14 protein-coding genes are annotated in these 15,587 nt (G+C 49.7%); 10 read left to right on the forward strand and 4 right to left on the reverse strand.

Annotation, left to right across the window (positions count from 1 at the left end; translation table 11 throughout):
- Nucleotides 1–5 precede the first annotated feature (5 nt).
- The gene (gene rbsD, locus IG609_RS20140; protein ID WP_193400310.1) at nt 6–425 is read right to left on the reverse strand and encodes a D-ribose pyranase; all 420 of its coding nucleotides are present in this window, start codon (nt 423–425) and stop codon (nt 6–8) included.
- Nucleotides 426–629: 204 nt separating this feature from the next.
- A complete protein-coding gene (locus IG609_RS20145; protein ID WP_193398785.1) occupies nt 630–1,025 on the reverse strand; it encodes a YgiW/YdeI family stress tolerance OB fold protein in 396 nt (131 codons plus the stop codon).
- Nucleotides 1,026–1,283: 258 nt separating this feature from the next.
- Between IG609_RS20145 and qseB the strand changes: the two genes are divergently transcribed.
- Both qseB and qseC read left to right on the forward strand, forming a co-directional pair.
- The gene (gene qseB / locus IG609_RS20150; protein WP_193398786.1) at nt 1,284–1,946 is read left to right on the forward strand and encodes a quorum sensing response regulator transcription factor QseB; all 663 of its coding nucleotides are present in this window, start codon (nt 1,284–1,286) and stop codon (nt 1,944–1,946) included.
- A complete protein-coding gene (gene qseC / locus IG609_RS20155) occupies nt 1,943–3,301 on the forward strand; it encodes a quorum sensing histidine kinase QseC (RefSeq protein WP_193398787.1) in 1,359 nt (452 codons plus the stop codon). The genes qseB and qseC overlap by 4 nt, the downstream gene beginning before the upstream one ends.
- A gap of 129 nt (nt 3,302–3,430) precedes the next feature.
- Here the strand turns inward: qseC and kup are convergent, their stop codons facing one another.
- Nucleotides 3,431–5,299, reverse strand: a complete 1,869-nt coding sequence (gene kup, locus IG609_RS20160; protein WP_102118008.1) for a low affinity potassium transporter Kup — start codon at nt 5,297–5,299, stop codon at nt 3,431–3,433.
- 348 nt (nt 5,300–5,647) lie between these two features.
- On the opposite strand from kup, the gene ravA reads away from it, so the two are divergent.
- The gene (ravA, locus tag IG609_RS20165; RefSeq protein ID WP_193398788.1) at nt 5,648–7,147 is read left to right on the forward strand and encodes an ATPase RavA; all 1,500 of its coding nucleotides are present in this window, start codon (nt 5,648–5,650) and stop codon (nt 7,145–7,147) included.
- A 5-nt stretch (nt 7,148–7,152) separates the two neighbouring features.
- The gene (gene viaA / locus IG609_RS20170) at nt 7,153–8,631 is read left to right on the forward strand and encodes an ATPase RavA stimulator ViaA (RefSeq protein WP_193398789.1); all 1,479 of its coding nucleotides are present in this window, start codon (nt 7,153–7,155) and stop codon (nt 8,629–8,631) included.
- On the opposite strand, the gene asnA is transcribed toward viaA, so the two are convergent.
- Entirely contained in the window at nt 8,628–9,620 is a 993-nt protein-coding gene (asnA, locus tag IG609_RS20175; RefSeq protein ID WP_193398790.1) for an aspartate--ammonia ligase, read from the reverse strand. The two genes, viaA and asnA, sit on opposite strands and share 4 nt — an antisense overlap.
- Nucleotides 9,621–9,772: 152 nt before the next feature.
- Between asnA and asnC the strand changes: the two genes are divergently transcribed.
- The 6 genes from asnC (at nt 9,773) to atpB (ending at nt 15,582) form a co-directional block, all read left to right on the forward strand.
- Nucleotides 9,773–10,234: a transcriptional regulator AsnC gene (gene asnC, locus IG609_RS20180; protein WP_102118004.1), complete on the forward strand. Its 462-nt coding sequence runs from the start codon at nt 9,773–9,775 to the stop codon at nt 10,232–10,234.
- Nucleotides 10,235–10,323: 89 nt separating this feature from the next.
- On the forward strand, nt 10,324–10,767 hold the full coding sequence (mioC, locus tag IG609_RS20185) for an FMN-binding protein MioC (protein WP_193398791.1): 444 nt from the start codon (nt 10,324–10,326) through the stop codon (nt 10,765–10,767).
- 390 nt (nt 10,768–11,157) lie between these two features.
- Nucleotides 11,158–13,047: a tRNA uridine-5-carboxymethylaminomethyl(34) synthesis enzyme MnmG gene (gene mnmG / locus IG609_RS20190; protein WP_193398792.1), complete on the forward strand. Its 1,890-nt coding sequence runs from the start codon at nt 11,158–11,160 to the stop codon at nt 13,045–13,047.
- 82 nt (nt 13,048–13,129) lie between these two features.
- Complete coding sequence (gene rsmG, locus IG609_RS20195; RefSeq protein WP_102118002.1) at nt 13,130–13,750, forward strand: 16S rRNA (guanine(527)-N(7))-methyltransferase RsmG; 621 nt, start codon at nt 13,130–13,132, stop codon at nt 13,748–13,750.
- Nucleotides 13,751–14,372: 622 nt separating this feature from the next.
- Nucleotides 14,373–14,759 (forward strand): F0F1 ATP synthase subunit I, encoded by a 387-nt coding sequence (gene atpI, locus IG609_RS20200; RefSeq protein WP_102118001.1) that lies wholly within the window; start codon nt 14,373–14,375, stop codon nt 14,757–14,759.
- A 22-nt stretch (nt 14,760–14,781) separates the two neighbouring features.
- Nucleotides 14,782–15,582, forward strand: a complete 801-nt coding sequence (gene atpB / locus IG609_RS20205; protein ID WP_193398793.1) for a F0F1 ATP synthase subunit A — start codon at nt 14,782–14,784, stop codon at nt 15,580–15,582.
- Nucleotides 15,583–15,587: the final 5 nt, after the last annotated feature.

Below are 15,587 nucleotides of genomic sequence, written 5' to 3' on the forward strand. Positions count from 1 at the left end.
ATGCCTCAGAACGTTACGCCAGCACAAAGGATGACATTGGCATACGGAGAGCACTCTCCGCTGCGAATGATGGCCCGGCTTTTGCCGCTTTGGGTTTTAAATTCTTCATGGCTGACATAGTGCAATGCAATTGAGTTGCCCTGGTGTTGTTCAAGTTGCTTCAATTGATCGAGTAATGCGTCATGGACTGCGGGGTTCTTTTCAATAATCTCTTTCGCCAGAATAGCGGCCTCGACCTGCATTTCGCTGGTGACAACGCTAACGACCTGCAAGAACGTCGGCACATTATGCGTCAACGCCAGATCGATACGGGTCGTCGTTTCAGGAATCGGTAAACCGGCATCGCCAATCACAAGGCTATCGGTATGCCCTAGTCGAGAAATCACAGAAGAAATATCTGAATTCAATAATGCTGCTTTTTTCATCTTCTCACCCCACTAGCGAAACGTTTCGCTAATAACATTCTAGAAAAAGAAGCAAGAAAGGCAATGAAGAGATAAAAAAAATGTGATCGCTATCGAAACGTTTCGCTAACAAAAAAATAAAGAGAACACGAGGCCGTTATAGAAGGTTGATAAAAAGAGAAATAGCGGGCAACAGCCCGCCACTAGGGAATTGAGGATAACGTTTTAGAGTTTGCGAATCTGCTTCACATCCAGCTCGACAGAGTTGAAGTCTTTATCCAGTTCACCCTGAATTTCCACTTTATCGGTGGGTGAAACCATCTGACCATTCCAGCGTTTGTGATCGATCTCGACTTCCATCGTGCCCGTTGAATCGCGGAACAGATAGTTCTCATCACCGATCCGTTTTTCAATATTGCCGCTCAGCGCCACCCAACTGTCATCACGCAAATCTTTAGCCTTATCTACCGTGGTGAGGGAACTCTGTTGATCGATGAATCCCCCTTTATGCGTGCCAACCGCAGGCGTTTCTGGGTTGACGAAACCACCGCCGCTTTGTGCGGCAAATACGGGTACAGAAACCAGAGCGGTAATGGCAAGTAACGCAGCTGCTTTTTTCATGTTTACCTTCCTTATTTTGTCTGTTTTTTCACAGTCAACGGTTTCGCAGTCAACCTGCGGGAGTAATCGGTCTTCGGGAAGGATTAAAACAAACCGTTCTTAACAGAATCTTAAGGAATCAGCGTCTGCATTTTTATTTTTTTATATTGCCGAAATCGCCCGATTTCAGCGATTTGTCCTGTACACGTCGCCCCCCGATTTCGTATAAAACCAGAAAAGGCGCAAACGCAACAGCGACACATTTCCTGCGAGGCAGCCATGAGAATATTGTTAATCGAAGACGATCGCTTGATTGGCGACGGCCTGAAAGCGGGGTTGAACAAACTAGGCTTTAATATCGACTGGTTTATGGAAGGTAAAGCAGGTGCAGCGGCATTGAAGGCGGCACCCTATGATGCGGTGGTGCTCGATCTCAGCCTGCCGGGTATGGACGGGATGGATATTCTGCGCCAGTGGCGTCAGGCTGGGCATGACGAACCGGTACTGATTTTGACCGCCCGCGATGCGCTGGAACAACGTGTGGAAGGGCTACAACGAGGTGCCGATGATTATTTATGTAAGCCCTTTGCGCTGACAGAAGTGGCCGCTCGCCTGCAGGCACTGATTCGCCGCCGTCACGGTCAGCTTCAACCGGCATTAACGCACGGCGCGGTTTCCCTTGAGCAAGGATCGCGGAGCGTCACGCTTAACAACGAACCGCTGATACTAAAATCTCGCGAACTGGCGTTACTGGAACTGTTTTTGCTCAATCCAAACCGCGTACTCACGCGCGCACAGTTGGAAGAAAAGCTCTATGGGTGGGACGATGATGTCTCCAGTAATGCGGTAGAAGTGCATATCCATCATCTGCGTAAAAAGCTGGGCAGCGGGTTTATCCGTACCGTGCATGGCGTTGGCTACATTTTGGGAGATGCACTATGAACCGACTCAGCCTGCGTTTACGCCTGATTGCGGGTTTTACGCTGCTGACTATGATTTGCTGGGGCGTAGCCAGTCTGCTTTCGTGGTATCAAACGCGTCATAACATCAATGAGTTATTTGATACTCAGCAATTGCTATTTGCCAAACGTCTTGCCACCATGAACCCCGATGAATTGCGAATTCAGTCAACTTCTCTGCCCAAAACCAAAAGTTTGGTACACAAGGATCGAGGCAAGCAGGATGATGATGCCCTAGCCTTCGCCATTTTTACTCGTGATGGGAAGATGGCGTTGAATGATGGTGAGAACGGCAAAAATTTCATTTTTGATTACCAGCGAAACGGCTTTACCGACGGCAAATTGCGTGATGACAGTGACGCATGGCGCATCATCTGGTTAACAACGGCAGATGATCGTTACGTGATCGCCGTTGGGCAGGAATGGGAATACCGTCAGGACATGACGCTGGATATTGTAAAAACCAACTTGATGCCGTGGCTGTTTGCGCTGCCGATCATGCTGGCGCTGCTGTTCTGTCTCGTAACGCGTGAACTCTCGCCGCTAAAACACATTACCACCGAGCTTCAACAGCGTTCACCGGGCGAAAGTACACCGCTGGCGACGCAGCACATCCCGCAAGAAGTTCGCCCATTGGTCAACGCATTAAACCACCTGTTTTCCCGCATCAGCGACATGCTGGTTCGTGAACGTCGTTTTACCTCCGATGCGGCTCATGAATTGCGTAGCCCGCTGGCAGCGTTGAAAGTCCAAACCGAAGTCGCACAGCTCGCGCATGACGATGAAGCCATGCGGCACCATGCACTGGTCAATCTGGACAAAGGTATCGATCGGGCTACACGGCTGGTGGATCAACTCCTGACACTATCGCGGCTGGATGCCGAATCGTCACCCGAAGGGATGCAGCCCGTTCAGTTCAATGAACTCCTGCAACAGACAGTGATCGCGCATTACCACACGGCGAAAACTGCGGGTATCGAACTGACGCTAGATTTACCAGACGCCCCCGTTATCCGGCAAGGCCATCCGCTGTTGCTGACTCTGCTGGTACGCAATTTGCTGGATAATGCTATTCGCTACAGCCATGAAGGGGGGACGGTAAACCTGACGCTGACAGAACGCAGCTTTCAGGTTACCGATAACGGGCCGGGTATTAGCAAGGCGGCGCTGGCAAGAATTGGCGAACGCTTTTATCGCCCGCCGGGGCAGGATAAATCCGGCAGCGGTCTGGGAATTTCTATCGTCAACAACATCGCAAAACTACACCACATGCGGGTCACGTTCACCAATCAGCCCGAAGGCGGGCTAATTGTGTCGGTAAATTGGGAAAATAGTTAACGTACTAGCAGCAACTCGCTGCCTGTTATTAGGGAAACACGAGGATGAGGTTCCCGCAGGGATGCCTCGCCTCGTGGTCGACCGTATATCTCGATCTTATCCCAACATAAGATCATCTATTCGGTTCACTTAAATCTCGACCTGTATCCCCAGTTCAATCAGCCTGTTCGGCGGTATTTCAAACTGATCCGCCGCCCGCAGCGCATTGCGGCTGAGCATCATGAATAGCTTACCGCGCAAGCGTAGATACCACGGACGCTCACCGATAATCAGTGACTCATTGGACATAAAGAAAGAGGTTTCCATCATTTGGCAGGTTAACCCATCCTGCCAGCAGCGCTGAAAGACCTCTTCCACATCCGGCGTCTCACGCCAGCCATAGTTGGCAATCACGCGCCAGAACGTCGGCGAAAGCTGTTCAACCGTTACTCGACGCGCGTTCAGCACATAGGGGGCATCCTCCGTTCGCATGGTCAATAGCACCACACGCTCGTGCAGGATCTTATTGTGCTTAAGGTTATGCAGCAGGGCGAACGGAATAACACGAGTCGCGCGCGAGAAATACACGGCGGTCCCCAGCACACGCGTCGGCGGCGTTTTCTCCAGCGAGGCAATCATGGCATCCAGCGAATTACCATGCTCATGCAGCCGGCGCAGCAGCCTGAAGCGCTCGCTTTTCCATGTGGTCATGATGATAAACATAACCATACCCAATGCCAGCGGCAGCCAGCCGCCGGAGAAGATCTTGACCACGTTTGCCAAAAACATCGGCACGTCAATAATCAGCAGGCCCGCCAGCAAAACCCAGGCCAGATAGCGATTCCAGAGCCAATTTTTTACCGCCACCGTAAAGAACAGAATGCTGGTAATCACCATCGTACCTGTTACCGCAATCCCGTAAGCCGCAGCAAGATTGCCCGAATGCTCAAAGCTGACAATCACGATGACAACGGAAATATAGAGCATCCAGTTAATGGCAGGGATATAAATCTGACCGGATTCCATATCTGACGTATGTACGATACGCATCGGCGGCAAGTAACCCAGCCGCACAGCCTGACGGGTAAGGGAAAAAACGCCGGAAATCACTGCCTGAGAAGCAATAATTGTCGCCAACGTAGCCAATATCATCAGTGGAATCAGCGCCCAGTCTGGTGCCAGCAGGAAGAAAGGGTTCTTGATGGCTTCCGGGTCCTTTAACAGCAACGCGCCCTGCCCGAAGTAATTTAACACCAGCGATGGTAGCACCACCGTAAACCAGGCGAGACGAATCGGGAATTTACCGAAGTGCCCCATATCGGCATACAGCGCTTCGACCCCGGTAATCGCCAGCACCACCGCACCCAGCGCAAAGAACGACGCTACTTTATATTCGATAAAGAAGCGCAAGGCGTACATCGGGTTCAACGCCTGCAAAATTTCGGGATTAGCGATAATGCTGCGCGCACCCAGTACGCCAAGCGTCAAAAACCAAATCAGCATCACGGGTGCAAACAGCTTGCCGACGCTACCTGTACCGTGTTTTTGAATAATAAACAGTAATGTCAGAACGACAATCGAGAGGGGAACGATATAGCTGCCCATCGACGGCGCGGCAATTTCCAGCCCTTCCATCGCCGACATCACCGAGATAGCTGGCGTGATGACCACTTCCCCATAGAAGAAGCTACCGCCAATCAACCCCATGATGACCAGCACAGACGTCATTCTATCGGAGGTATTGCGCCCAGCTAACGACATTAATGTGAGAATTCCACCTTCGCCTGCGTTATCGGCACGCATCACATAGGTCAGGTATTTCAGCGAAACAACAAGGACCAACAGCCAAAAGATCAGTGAAAGAAAGCCAAAGACAGAATCAGGTTCGACCCCAAAACCAAACTGCCCTGATAAACATTCCCTTAACGTATAAAGAGGGCTGGTTCCTATATCTCCATAAACTACCCCGATGGCCGCCAGCGTGACAGCCGGAAGCGAACGTTTATGTTCTGAGCTCATAAACCTATCTTCTTTTGTTAATCATGTTGTTAATCAGTCCGCGAAGCGCGTCATTCACAGCAACGCGTCCGAAAGCGCACAGTATGCACAAATCAGGGTAAAAAACCATGTTTATGGTGCGGGGTCATGCATAAGAAACATCCTGTAAAAGGTAGTTTATTGCTTACTTCCCCCGTTAGGGTGAATAATCCGTAAAAGTATTCTAATAAAAATCTGTGATCTGCCGTTTATTATTACTATTGTCTTTCTGAAAGTAGGTTTTTTCTGAGACATCGCTTTCAGTAGAGCAACCGAATTCAAAAAATAAACGATTTCAGTACATCACATCATGGGACTAACGGATTAATTATGCGTCAAACTGCGGCATTGGCTGAAAGAATTTCTCGCCTCAGTCATGCGCTAGAGCATGGGCTCTACGAAAGACAGCATGCCATTCGCCTCTGTCTGCTGGCAGCACTAAGCGGGGAAAGCGTTTTTCTCCTAGGGCCGCCAGGTATAGCCAAAAGTATGATCGCTCGGCGCCTTAAATTCGCTTTTCGTCATGCGAACGCATTCGAGTACCTGATGACCCGCTTTTCCACCCCAGAAGAGGTATTCGGTCCCCTTTCTATTCAGGCATTAAAAGATGAAGGCCGCTACCAGCGACTCACCGCCGGTTATCTGCCGGAAGCCGAAATCGTTTTTTTGGATGAAATCTGGAAAGCGGGTCCCGCTATTTTGAACACCCTGCTGACGGCCATTAACGAACGGCGTTTCCGTAATGGCAACAGCGAAGATACGATCCCCATGCGCCTGCTGGTCGCGGCCTCGAATGAATTGCCAGAGGCGGATGGCGGTCTGGAAGCGCTCTACGACCGAATGCTCATCCGTCTGTGGCTCGATCGCGTGCAGGAAAAACAGAATTTCCGTGCACTGCTCGTGAATAATAGCAGCGAACGCGATAACCCCGTCCCGCCCGCCCTTAGCGTCAGCGATGAAGAGTACCTACAGTGGCAGAAGGATATTGATCAGATTGCGCTGCCTGAAGTCGGTTTCGAGCTGATTTACACGCTGCGTCAGCAGCTCGATGCGCTGGAAAAGGCGCCTTACATTTCCGATCGACGCTGGAAAAAAGCCCTGCGCCTGCTTCAGGCCAGCGCATTTTTCTGCGGACGGGACACTATTACGCCGGTTGATATCATTCTGCTGAAAGACTGTCTCTGGCATGACCAAAGCACCTTGATGCTCATCGAACACCAGCTTGAATTGCTGATTACCGAGCACGCCTACCAGCAGAAAAGTCTACTGTTCCGGCTGCAACAGGCGAATACCAAACGTCAGCAATATCAGCGTGAACAAAGCGAATTGCAGGCATTTTCTGTCGAGAAACAGGGGCACTTCCTTGGACGGAAATTCCATTACACCTTGCCTGACACGATCGTCGCAGAAACGCTGGATCTGGTGCTACAACGCCCGCTGATCCTGCACGATATTGAAGTCAATCACCTGATTATTGAGAAGAATACTTTGCAAGGGTGGCTGCAAAAAGGGGGAGAAATCCGGGGCAAGCTCAACGGCATCGGCTTTACTCAACGTCTCGACCTGCTGGTGGACGATCGCCAGCACCTGACAGTTCGCGATATCAGCCTGCAATCCTCCATGCTTTCTCTGCCGGAAAAGCGCGACTGTGTATTGCCTACCGCGATTACCGATGAATATGAAAAGCTGACCATGCAGCTACGCGAACAACGTCGCTTATTCAGCCAGCATCAGCCTTGTCTGTTCGTCCCCGCAGAGTGGCTAGCTAAAATAGAAGCCAGCTTGCAAGAGGTTGCCGAACAGATCCAGCAATCAGAGCAACAGGACTAACGCCGATGATCACGCTGGAATCACTGGAAATGCTGCTGTCTATCGATGAAAACGAACTGCTGGACGATCTTGTCGTCACGCTATTGGCAACGCCGCAGCTCGCTTTCTTCTTTGAAAAGTATCCCAGCCTGAAGTCGGCATTACTCAACGATCTTCCTCACTGGAAAGAAACCTTAAAGCAGCGCCTGCGCACTACGCAGGTACCGCCAGAGCTGGAGAAAGAATTTAGCTGCTACCAACGTTCACAATCGATCGACAATCAGGCTTTTCAGACACGCCTGCCTGCGATTATGGATACGCTGAACAACGTAGAATCCCCCTTTCTGACGCAGGCCTCACAGCTCATTACCTCTCCAGAGAGAACCTTAGGGCAGAAGATCACCAGTGGGCTCCACGCGCTCTTTCTTCAGCGCTGGCGGCTAAGCCTCACACTGCAAACCGTTTCACTGCATCAGCAGTTAATGGATCAGGAGCGGGAAATCCTGCTGGATGAACTGCAACAACGCCTGACCCTCAGCGGCAAACTCGAACCGATTTTGGCCGAAAATGAAAATGCAGCTGGGAGGCTCTGGGATCTCAGCGCAGCACAGCGTGTTCACACCGATCCCCGTCCATTACTGGATTTCGGTGCCTTCCTGCAACGCCAGCCCGCATTACAAAAACTGGCGGAACGCTTAGGCCGCAGCCGGGAAACCAAATCCATCCTCACGCAAGAGGCACCACAAGAAGCCTTCCGGGTAAGAGTACGAGAACCGGCCACCGTGCCTGAGCAGGTGAGTGGCGTACATCAGAGCGATGACATTTTGCGTTTGATGCCGACGGAGCTGGCCACATTGGGCATTAGCGAATTGGAATATGAATTCTATCGTCGCCTACTAGAGCATCGGCTGCTGACCTATCGCTTACAGGGGGAGAGCTGGCGCGAGAAAATCACCGAGCGCCCCGTGGTACATCAGCAAAACGAACAGCAGCCACGTGGCCCCTTTATCGTCTGCGTCGATACGTCAGGCTCGATGGGCGGCTTTAATGAACGCTGTGCCAAAGCCTTCTGTCTGGCGCTGATGCGCATCGCACTCGCCGACAACCGCCGTTGCTACATCATGCTGTTTTCTACTGGCGTGGTGAAATATGAGCTCACATCTGCGGACGGCTTAGAGCAGGCGATACGTTTTCTCAGCCAATCCTTCCGCGGCGGCACGGATATGAGCGCCTGCCTGTCAGCATTGTTGGATAAAATGGATGACGGACTCTGGCATGATGCCGACGCCGTGGTGATTTCAGATTTTATCGCCCAGCGGTTGCCGGATGAGGTAGTGAATAAGGTGAAAAGCCGCCAGAAGCAGCTACAGCATCGTTTCCATGCTGTAGCGATGTCCGATCATGGCAAACCCGGCATCATGCACATCTTTGACCATATCTGGCGCTTTGATACCGGGTTAAAAAGCCGCTTAATGCGCCGTTGGCAGCACGGCAAGGCTTATTAAAGCAGGCCAGAAACTGACTCATGCAGCGACTGTGGCCAGACGCCGCACTGAACCTGACCAATGTGTGGCAATTGCAGCAACAGCATGACCAAGCGAGACTGACCGATTCCACCACCGATGGTTTGCGGCATTTCACCGCGCAGCAGCGCCTGATGCCATTCTAGCTTCAGACGTTCTTGATCCTGCGTCAGCGCTAACTGGCGTGTTAAGGCTTCAGCATCGACACGGATGCCCATTGATGAAATCTCAAATGCATCGTTCAGAACTGGGTTCCACACGACGATATCGCCGTTCAGGCCCGCCAGTTCGTGCTCGCCTGACGTCGTCCAGTCATCATAATCTGGTGCGCGCACATCGTGAGAGTGTCCGCTGGACAGTTTACCGCCAATCCCAATAAGGAAGACTGCACCCAGTTCTTTAGCGATAGCACGTTCACGCCCTTTGGCATCCAGATCGGGATAGCGCTGTAGCAACGTTTCGGTATGTACAAAGTGAATCTGTTCCGGCAGGAAAGGCTGAATGCCAAACGCCTGATGTACCGCCGCTTCCGTCGCTTTAATACCCTGATAAATACGCGTCACCGTCGATTTCAGATACTCGGCATTGCGCTCTCCATCTCCCATCACGCGCTCCCAGTCCCATTGATCGACATAAACTGAGTGGATCGGGCTTAGACGATCTTCGTCCGGGCGCAGTGCTTTCATGTGGGTATAGATGCCTTCGCCGGAGCTAAAGTCATACGCACCCAGCATTTTACGTTTCCATTTCGCCAGTGAGTGCACCACTTCAAATGTGGCATCCGGCAAGGCTTTAACATTAACTTGTACCGCTTTTTCCGTACCGGACAAGTTGTCCTGCGTACCATCGCCGATACGGCTGAGAATCGGTGCCTGGACTTCAATCAATCCCAGAAGCTGCTCCAGTTGGCTGGAGAAGAAAGACTTAACGAAGCTGATTTGCTGTTGTTTTTCGATGTACTGCTTTTTCATTGCCGCGTCTCTTATTCATCGTATTTAGTTATTCATTAAGCAATAAAAACTGCCTGTCATTCAATAATCTTATAGATAAATTGCACTTGTTCTTTTAATCCGTCATTTTATAGCGGTATAAAATCATTATTCGTTAAATAAGGGGGCTAAAAGTGGCAGATATTTATCAGATCGATAATCTCGATCGCGGCATCCTTTCCGCCTTAATGGAAAATGCGCGCACGCCTTATGCCGAACTGGCAAAACAATTTTCCGTCAGTCCAGGCACAATCCACGTTCGAGTAGAAAAAATGAAGCAGGCGGGCATCATTGTCGGTACGCGTCTGGACGTGAACCCAAAACAGCTGGGCTATGACGTATGCTGTTTTATCGGCATCATTCTGAAAAGCGCCAAAGATTATCCTTCAGCGCTGGAGAAGTTGAACAATCTGGAAGAAGTGGTCGAGGCTTACTACACCACCGGGCATTACAGCATCTTTATTAAGGTCATGTGCCGCTCGATCGAGGCGCTGCAACATGTGCTTATCAACAAGATCCAAACAATTGATGAAATTCAGTCCACTGAAACGCTCATCTCCCTGCAGAACCCCATCATGCGGACGATCGCGCCGTAATGTTTTTTTCCTATACCCATATTATCCACAGGTAGATCCCAGCCAGATCACAGCGTACAATGTCCCGTCTTTTATCGGATGGGATCGCTATGGCAGACATTACCTTAATCAGTGGCAGTACCCTTGGCAGTGCCGAATATGTTGCAGAGCATTTGGCCGAACTGCTGGAGAAGGATGATTTTTCCACTGAAATTCTGCATGGCCCTACGCTTGATGCACTACCTGAAAGCGGTATATGGCTGGTGGTGACGTCTACACACGGTGCAGGAGAATTCCCTGACAACCTGAAAGCACTGTTTGAACAACTGGAACAGCAAAAGCCCGACCTTTCTCAGGTGCGTTTCGGTGCTGTGGGGATCGGGAGTAAAGAGTACGACACGTTCTGTGGCGCGATCCAAACAGCGGATCGTGTATTGGCTCAATTGGGTGCCAAACGGATCGGTGAAATCCTCGAGATCGACATCACTCAGCATCAGATTCCAGAAGATCCTGCAGAAGAATGGCTAGGATCGTGGGTTATTTTACTCAAATAAGATGAAATATTCGGCAGTTGAATGTGGATAACTATGCTTATTTCAGGTGTAAAACCCGTAGTTATCCCAATAACAACCCGAGTATGTTTTTTGTCCTGTGCATAACTACGCATTAAGATCCCAGCTTATACTGGCTAGGATCACCGATCATTCACAGGTAAGGATCATCTCCATTCTCTTGATCTTTAATATGAATAATCACTTATCCACACAACATGACGATCCTAATAAGAGATCTAATAAAGAGATCTTTAAATAAAAAGATCTTTCTTTAATTAACGAGGATCCAACGGACTTGGTCGTTGGCTCAAAGTTGAGTAGAATCGCCTCCCCAGGGCAAATAACGATCGTTCGCCACTCATCATTCGCGATAATGCGAGGAGCAGTACCATGTTTTATCCAGATCCATTTGACGTCATCGTGATCGGTGGCGGTCATGCCGGAACAGAAGCAGCAATGGCTTCTGCCCGAATGGGCCAACAGACGCTTTTGCTCACACACAATATCGACACGTTGGGGCAAATGTCTTGCAACCCAGCGATCGGCGGTATTGGGAAAGGTCATCTGGTTAAAGAGATCGATGCAATGGGAGGCTTGATGGCGCGTGCCGTCGATCAGGCAGGTATACAGTTTAGGATACTAAACAGCAGTAAAGGCCCTGCAGTCAGAGCGACCCGCGCACAAGCGGATCGTGTGCTCTATCGTCAGGCTGTCCGTACCGCTTTGGAAAATCAGCCAAACCTGACGATCTTCCAGCAGGCGGTTGACGATCTGATCGTGGAAAACGATCGCGTTGTCGGTGCGGTTACCCAGATGGGACTAAAATTCCGTGCAAAAGCCGTGGTGTTGACGGTAGGCACTTTCCTTGATGGCAAAATTCATATTGGGCTGGATAACTACAGCGGTGGCCGTGCAGGCGATCCGCCTTCTATTCCGCTCGCGCGTCGTCTGCGTGAGTTACCTCTGCGCGTCAACCGTCTGAAAACCGGTACGCCGCCACGTATTGACGCCAGAACCATCGATTTTAGCGTGCTGGCTCAACAGCACGGTGACAACCCGATGCCCGTTTTCTCGTTCCTGGGTAATGCGAGCCAGCATCCGGCGCAAATGCCGTGCTACATCACGCATACCAATGAGAAGACCCACGATGTGATCCGTAATAATCTGGATCGTAGCCCGATGTATGCCGGGATCATCGAAGGGATCGGCCCGCGGTATTGCCCGTCGATCGAAGACAAAGTCATGCGCTTTGCCGATCGAAATACGCATCAGATCTTTCTTGAACCGGAAGGCCTGACCAGCAACGAAATTTATCCTAACGGAATCTCAACCAGTTTGCCGTTTGACGTCCAATGGCAGATTGTTCGCTCGATGGCAGGGATGGAAAATGCACGCATCGTTCGTCCTGGCTATGCGATTGAGTACGATTTCTTCGATCCTCGCGATCTGAAACCTACGCTGGAAAACAAATTTGTTCATGGCCTTTTCTTCGCTGGACAGATCAACGGAACAACAGGTTATGAAGAAGCGGCCGCACAGGGCATGCTAGCTGGGCTGAATGCAGCTCGACTGGCTGCCGATAAGGAAGGTTGGTCACCACGTCGCGATCAAGCTTATCTCGGCGTGTTGGTTGACGATCTCTGTACGCTGGGGACGAAAGAACCCTACCGGATGTTTACCTCACGTGCTGAATATCGTCTGATGCTGCGCGAAGATAACGCTGATCTACGTTTGACTGAAATGGGTCGCGAGCTGGGGATGGTCGACGATCATCGCTGGGCACGTTTCAACGAGAAGCTCGAGAATATTGAGAAAGAGCGTCAGCGCCTGCGCGACATTCACGTTCACCCGCAATCTGAGCAGTTAGATCAGGTCAACTCATTGCTGAAAACGCCGTTGTCCCGTGAAGCGAACGGTGAAGAACTGCTGCGTCGCCCGGAAGTGGATTACGTTCAGCTTACTGCGCTACCGCTGTTTGCTCCAAGATTAACCGACGAACAGGCCGCAGAGCAGGTTGAAATTCAGGTCAAATACGAAGGGTATATTGCTCGCCAGCAGGATGAAATCGAAAAACAGCAGCGTAATGAAAATGCACTGCTGCCTACCGATCTGGATTACAAACAGGTGAGTGGATTGTCCAATGAGGTGATTGCCAAGCTGAACGATCACAAGCCTTCGTCGATCGGTCAGGCTTCACGGATTTCTGGTATTACGCCTGCGGCGATCTCCATTCTACTGATCTGGCTTAAAAAACAAGGTCTGCTGCGCCGCAGCGCCTGATTTAAGGTAACCTTATCCCCTAAATAGCCGGTTATCCGGCTATTTTTATTATTAACTTCATATTTTTCATCGGGATCTTATTGTGCGCAACACACTCGATAATCTGCTAAACGCGGCTGGTATGGTGATTTCAGATAAGCAAAAAAATCTTCTGATACAGTATGTTGATATGCTGAATAAGTGGAACAAAGCTTATAATCTGACGTCGGTACGCGATCCGCAGCAAATGCTGGTCCGCCACATCATGGACAGTATCGTGGTTGAGCCACATTTACACGGACAGCGTTTTATCGATGTGGGTACCGGGCCTGGGTTACCAGGAATTCCGTTGGCGATTGTTCGCCCTGAGTCGCATTTTACTTTGCTGGATAGCCTAGGTAAGCGTGTGCGCTTCCTGCGTCAGGTTCAGCATGAACTACAGCTTGAAAACATCACGCCAGTACAGAGTCGCGTTGAGGCGTTTCCAGCAGAACCCCCTTTTGATGGGGTGATCAGTCGGGCATTTGCCTCTTTGCAGGACATGATTAACTGGTGCAACCATCTTCCAGCCAGACCTACAGGGCGGTTTTATGCGCTAAAAGGCCTACTTCCAGAGGATGAATTGTCATCCTTGCCACAAGATGTCCTATTAGATCAAGTTGTTCGCTTATCCGTTCCCGATCTGGAAGGTGAACGCCATTTGGTCGTGCTTAAACCAAACTAATTTTGTTTTTTATCAAAAAAATTATAACTAAATATTGCATGTCAGGATGCCACCTCGTCTATCGGTGGCATTGTCCTGGAACGCATTGCGATCACTGAAATTTTACATCTTCGTTTTTTCAGCGTTGTCCTTTTGCTTTCGCACTGAATAATAACGAGCGAAAATAAATCATCGGCATCAAAATTTAGTTATTTTTGTGTTAATTGAGTAAAAAAACGATATCAATAATGTCAATAGGTGGTTGAAAGCTTGTTTATTGCGATTTTTGGATAGGTTTTTTATTAAATTATTGAAATTAAATAAAATAAATACGTTTTATTACTAAGGACAAAAAAAATACATCCTGTTGTAAATATTCGTAAGCCCTTTTATGTGAGTCATATCACAGATTGGAGGCCTTTAGACATTAATGACACCAGACATGAGTCGCGAGGATTGTTAGTAAAAACGGGGCTTCAGAAAGAAATTTAAATAATTGTTCACCTTTTCGCTACTTATCGATTGAATTCGCAGGTATGACCCGTATAATTTGCTCGTTTTTTGCTGCTTGACTCAGTGGTGTAAAGGCAGTTTTATACGTCATTCGGTATACCTCTGAAAAGGTACGGAGAGAGCAAACGTCATGCCTGTATCACTTTACAGCGGAAAAGTCGCCTTAAGGCTGCTGTTGTTACAGTTAGTGACTTTTGCTTTGTTGAGTGCTGTTTTCAGCCTCAATAGCGTCAACGCTGCTGCTTCTGCATTAGGCGGAGGATTGGCAGCCTGGTTACCGAATGTGTTGTTTGTGCTGTTTGCCTTGCGTCACCAGTCACACAAGCCTGCTGATGGACGTGTGGTGGCTTGGTCATTCGCGATTGGCGAGGCGCTTAAGGTATTTATCACCATTGCACTGTTAGTGGTGGCGTTAGGCGTGTTTAAAGCGGCATTCTTTCCGCTTGGCCTGACTTATTTATCGGTGCTGGTTATGCAGATCGTGGCACCGGCCGTAATTAATCGTTGCCGTAATTAACAACAAAAGGGTAAGAGACATCATGGCTGCTGGAGAAATCTCTACTCCGCAAGAGTATATCGGTCACCACTTGCAGCATTTGCAGGTCGGGACGGGTTTTTGGGCGATCAACGTCGATTCGATGTTTTTCTCCATCGCTCTTGGGGTCCTCTTTCTGGTTATCTTTCACCGCGTAGCGAAACGTGCAACCAGCGGTGTGCCAGGTAAGCTGCAAACCGCTGTCGAACTGGTTATCGGTTTCGTTGATGGTACCGTGCGCGATATGTTCCATGGCAAAAGCAAACTGATTGCTCCTCTGGCACTGACCATTTTCGTCTGGGTTTTCCTGATGAATATGATGGACCTGCTGCCCATCGATCTGTTGCCGCAAGCCTGGGCGGGTGTCTACAGCCTATTGGGGTTCGACCCTGCGCATGCTTATCTGCGTGCTGTCCCGACGGCTGACGTGAACATCACGCTGTCGATGGCGCTTGGGGTATTTATCCTGGTTCTGTTCTACAGCATCAAAATGAAGGGGCTTGGCGGTTTTGTTAAAGAACTGACCATGCAACCGTTCAACCATCCAGTATTTATTCCTATCAACCTGATTCTTGAAGGTGTCAGCCTGCTGTCCAAACCTATTTCCTTAGGCTTGCGACTGTTTGGCAATATGTATGCGGGTGAGTTGATCTTCATCCTGATTGCCGGTCTGTTGCCGTGGTGGTCACAATGGCTGTTAAATGTGCCTTGGGCTATTTTCCACATTTTGATTATTACGCTTCAGGCTTTTATTTTCATGGTTCTGACGGTTGTTTATCTCTCGATGGCATCTGAAGAGCATTGATTTTC

Origin of the sequence: Pectobacterium quasiaquaticum, assembly GCF_014946775.2 — a bacterium.
In the GTDB taxonomy this organism is placed as follows: Bacteria; Pseudomonadota; Gammaproteobacteria; order Enterobacterales; family Enterobacteriaceae; genus Pectobacterium; species Pectobacterium aquaticum.

What these genes read in the sequence shown, in the direction of transcription:
- rbsD (WP_193400310.1), bottom strand. Translation starts at nt 425, where the DNA reads ATGAAAAAAGCAGCATTATTGAATTCAGATATTTCTTCTGTGATTTCT.
- qseC (WP_193398787.1), top strand. Translation starts at nt 1,943, where the DNA reads ATGAACCGACTCAGCCTGCGTTTACGCCTGATTGCGGGTTTTACGCTG.
- asnA (WP_193398790.1), bottom strand. Translation starts at nt 9,620, where the DNA reads ATGAAAAAGCAGTACATCGAAAAACAACAGCAAATCAGCTTCGTTAAG.
- kup (WP_102118008.1), bottom strand. Translation starts at nt 5,299, where the DNA reads ATGAGCTCAGAACATAAACGTTCGCTTCCGGCTGTCACGCTGGCGGCC.
- atpI (WP_102118001.1), top strand. Translation starts at nt 14,373, where the DNA reads ATGCCTGTATCACTTTACAGCGGAAAAGTCGCCTTAAGGCTGCTGTTG.
- atpB (WP_193398793.1), top strand. Translation starts at nt 14,782, where the DNA reads ATGGCTGCTGGAGAAATCTCTACTCCGCAAGAGTATATCGGTCACCAC.
- mioC (WP_193398791.1), top strand. Translation starts at nt 10,324, where the DNA reads ATGGCAGACATTACCTTAATCAGTGGCAGTACCCTTGGCAGTGCCGAA.
- mnmG (WP_193398792.1), top strand. Translation starts at nt 11,158, where the DNA reads ATGTTTTATCCAGATCCATTTGACGTCATCGTGATCGGTGGCGGTCAT.
- viaA (WP_193398789.1), top strand. Translation starts at nt 7,153, where the DNA reads ATGATCACGCTGGAATCACTGGAAATGCTGCTGTCTATCGATGAAAAC.
- IG609_RS20145 (WP_193398785.1), bottom strand. Translation starts at nt 1,025, where the DNA reads ATGAAAAAAGCAGCTGCGTTACTTGCCATTACCGCTCTGGTTTCTGTA.
- ravA (WP_193398788.1), top strand. Translation starts at nt 5,648, where the DNA reads ATGCGTCAAACTGCGGCATTGGCTGAAAGAATTTCTCGCCTCAGTCAT.
- qseB (WP_193398786.1), top strand. Translation starts at nt 1,284, where the DNA reads ATGAGAATATTGTTAATCGAAGACGATCGCTTGATTGGCGACGGCCTG.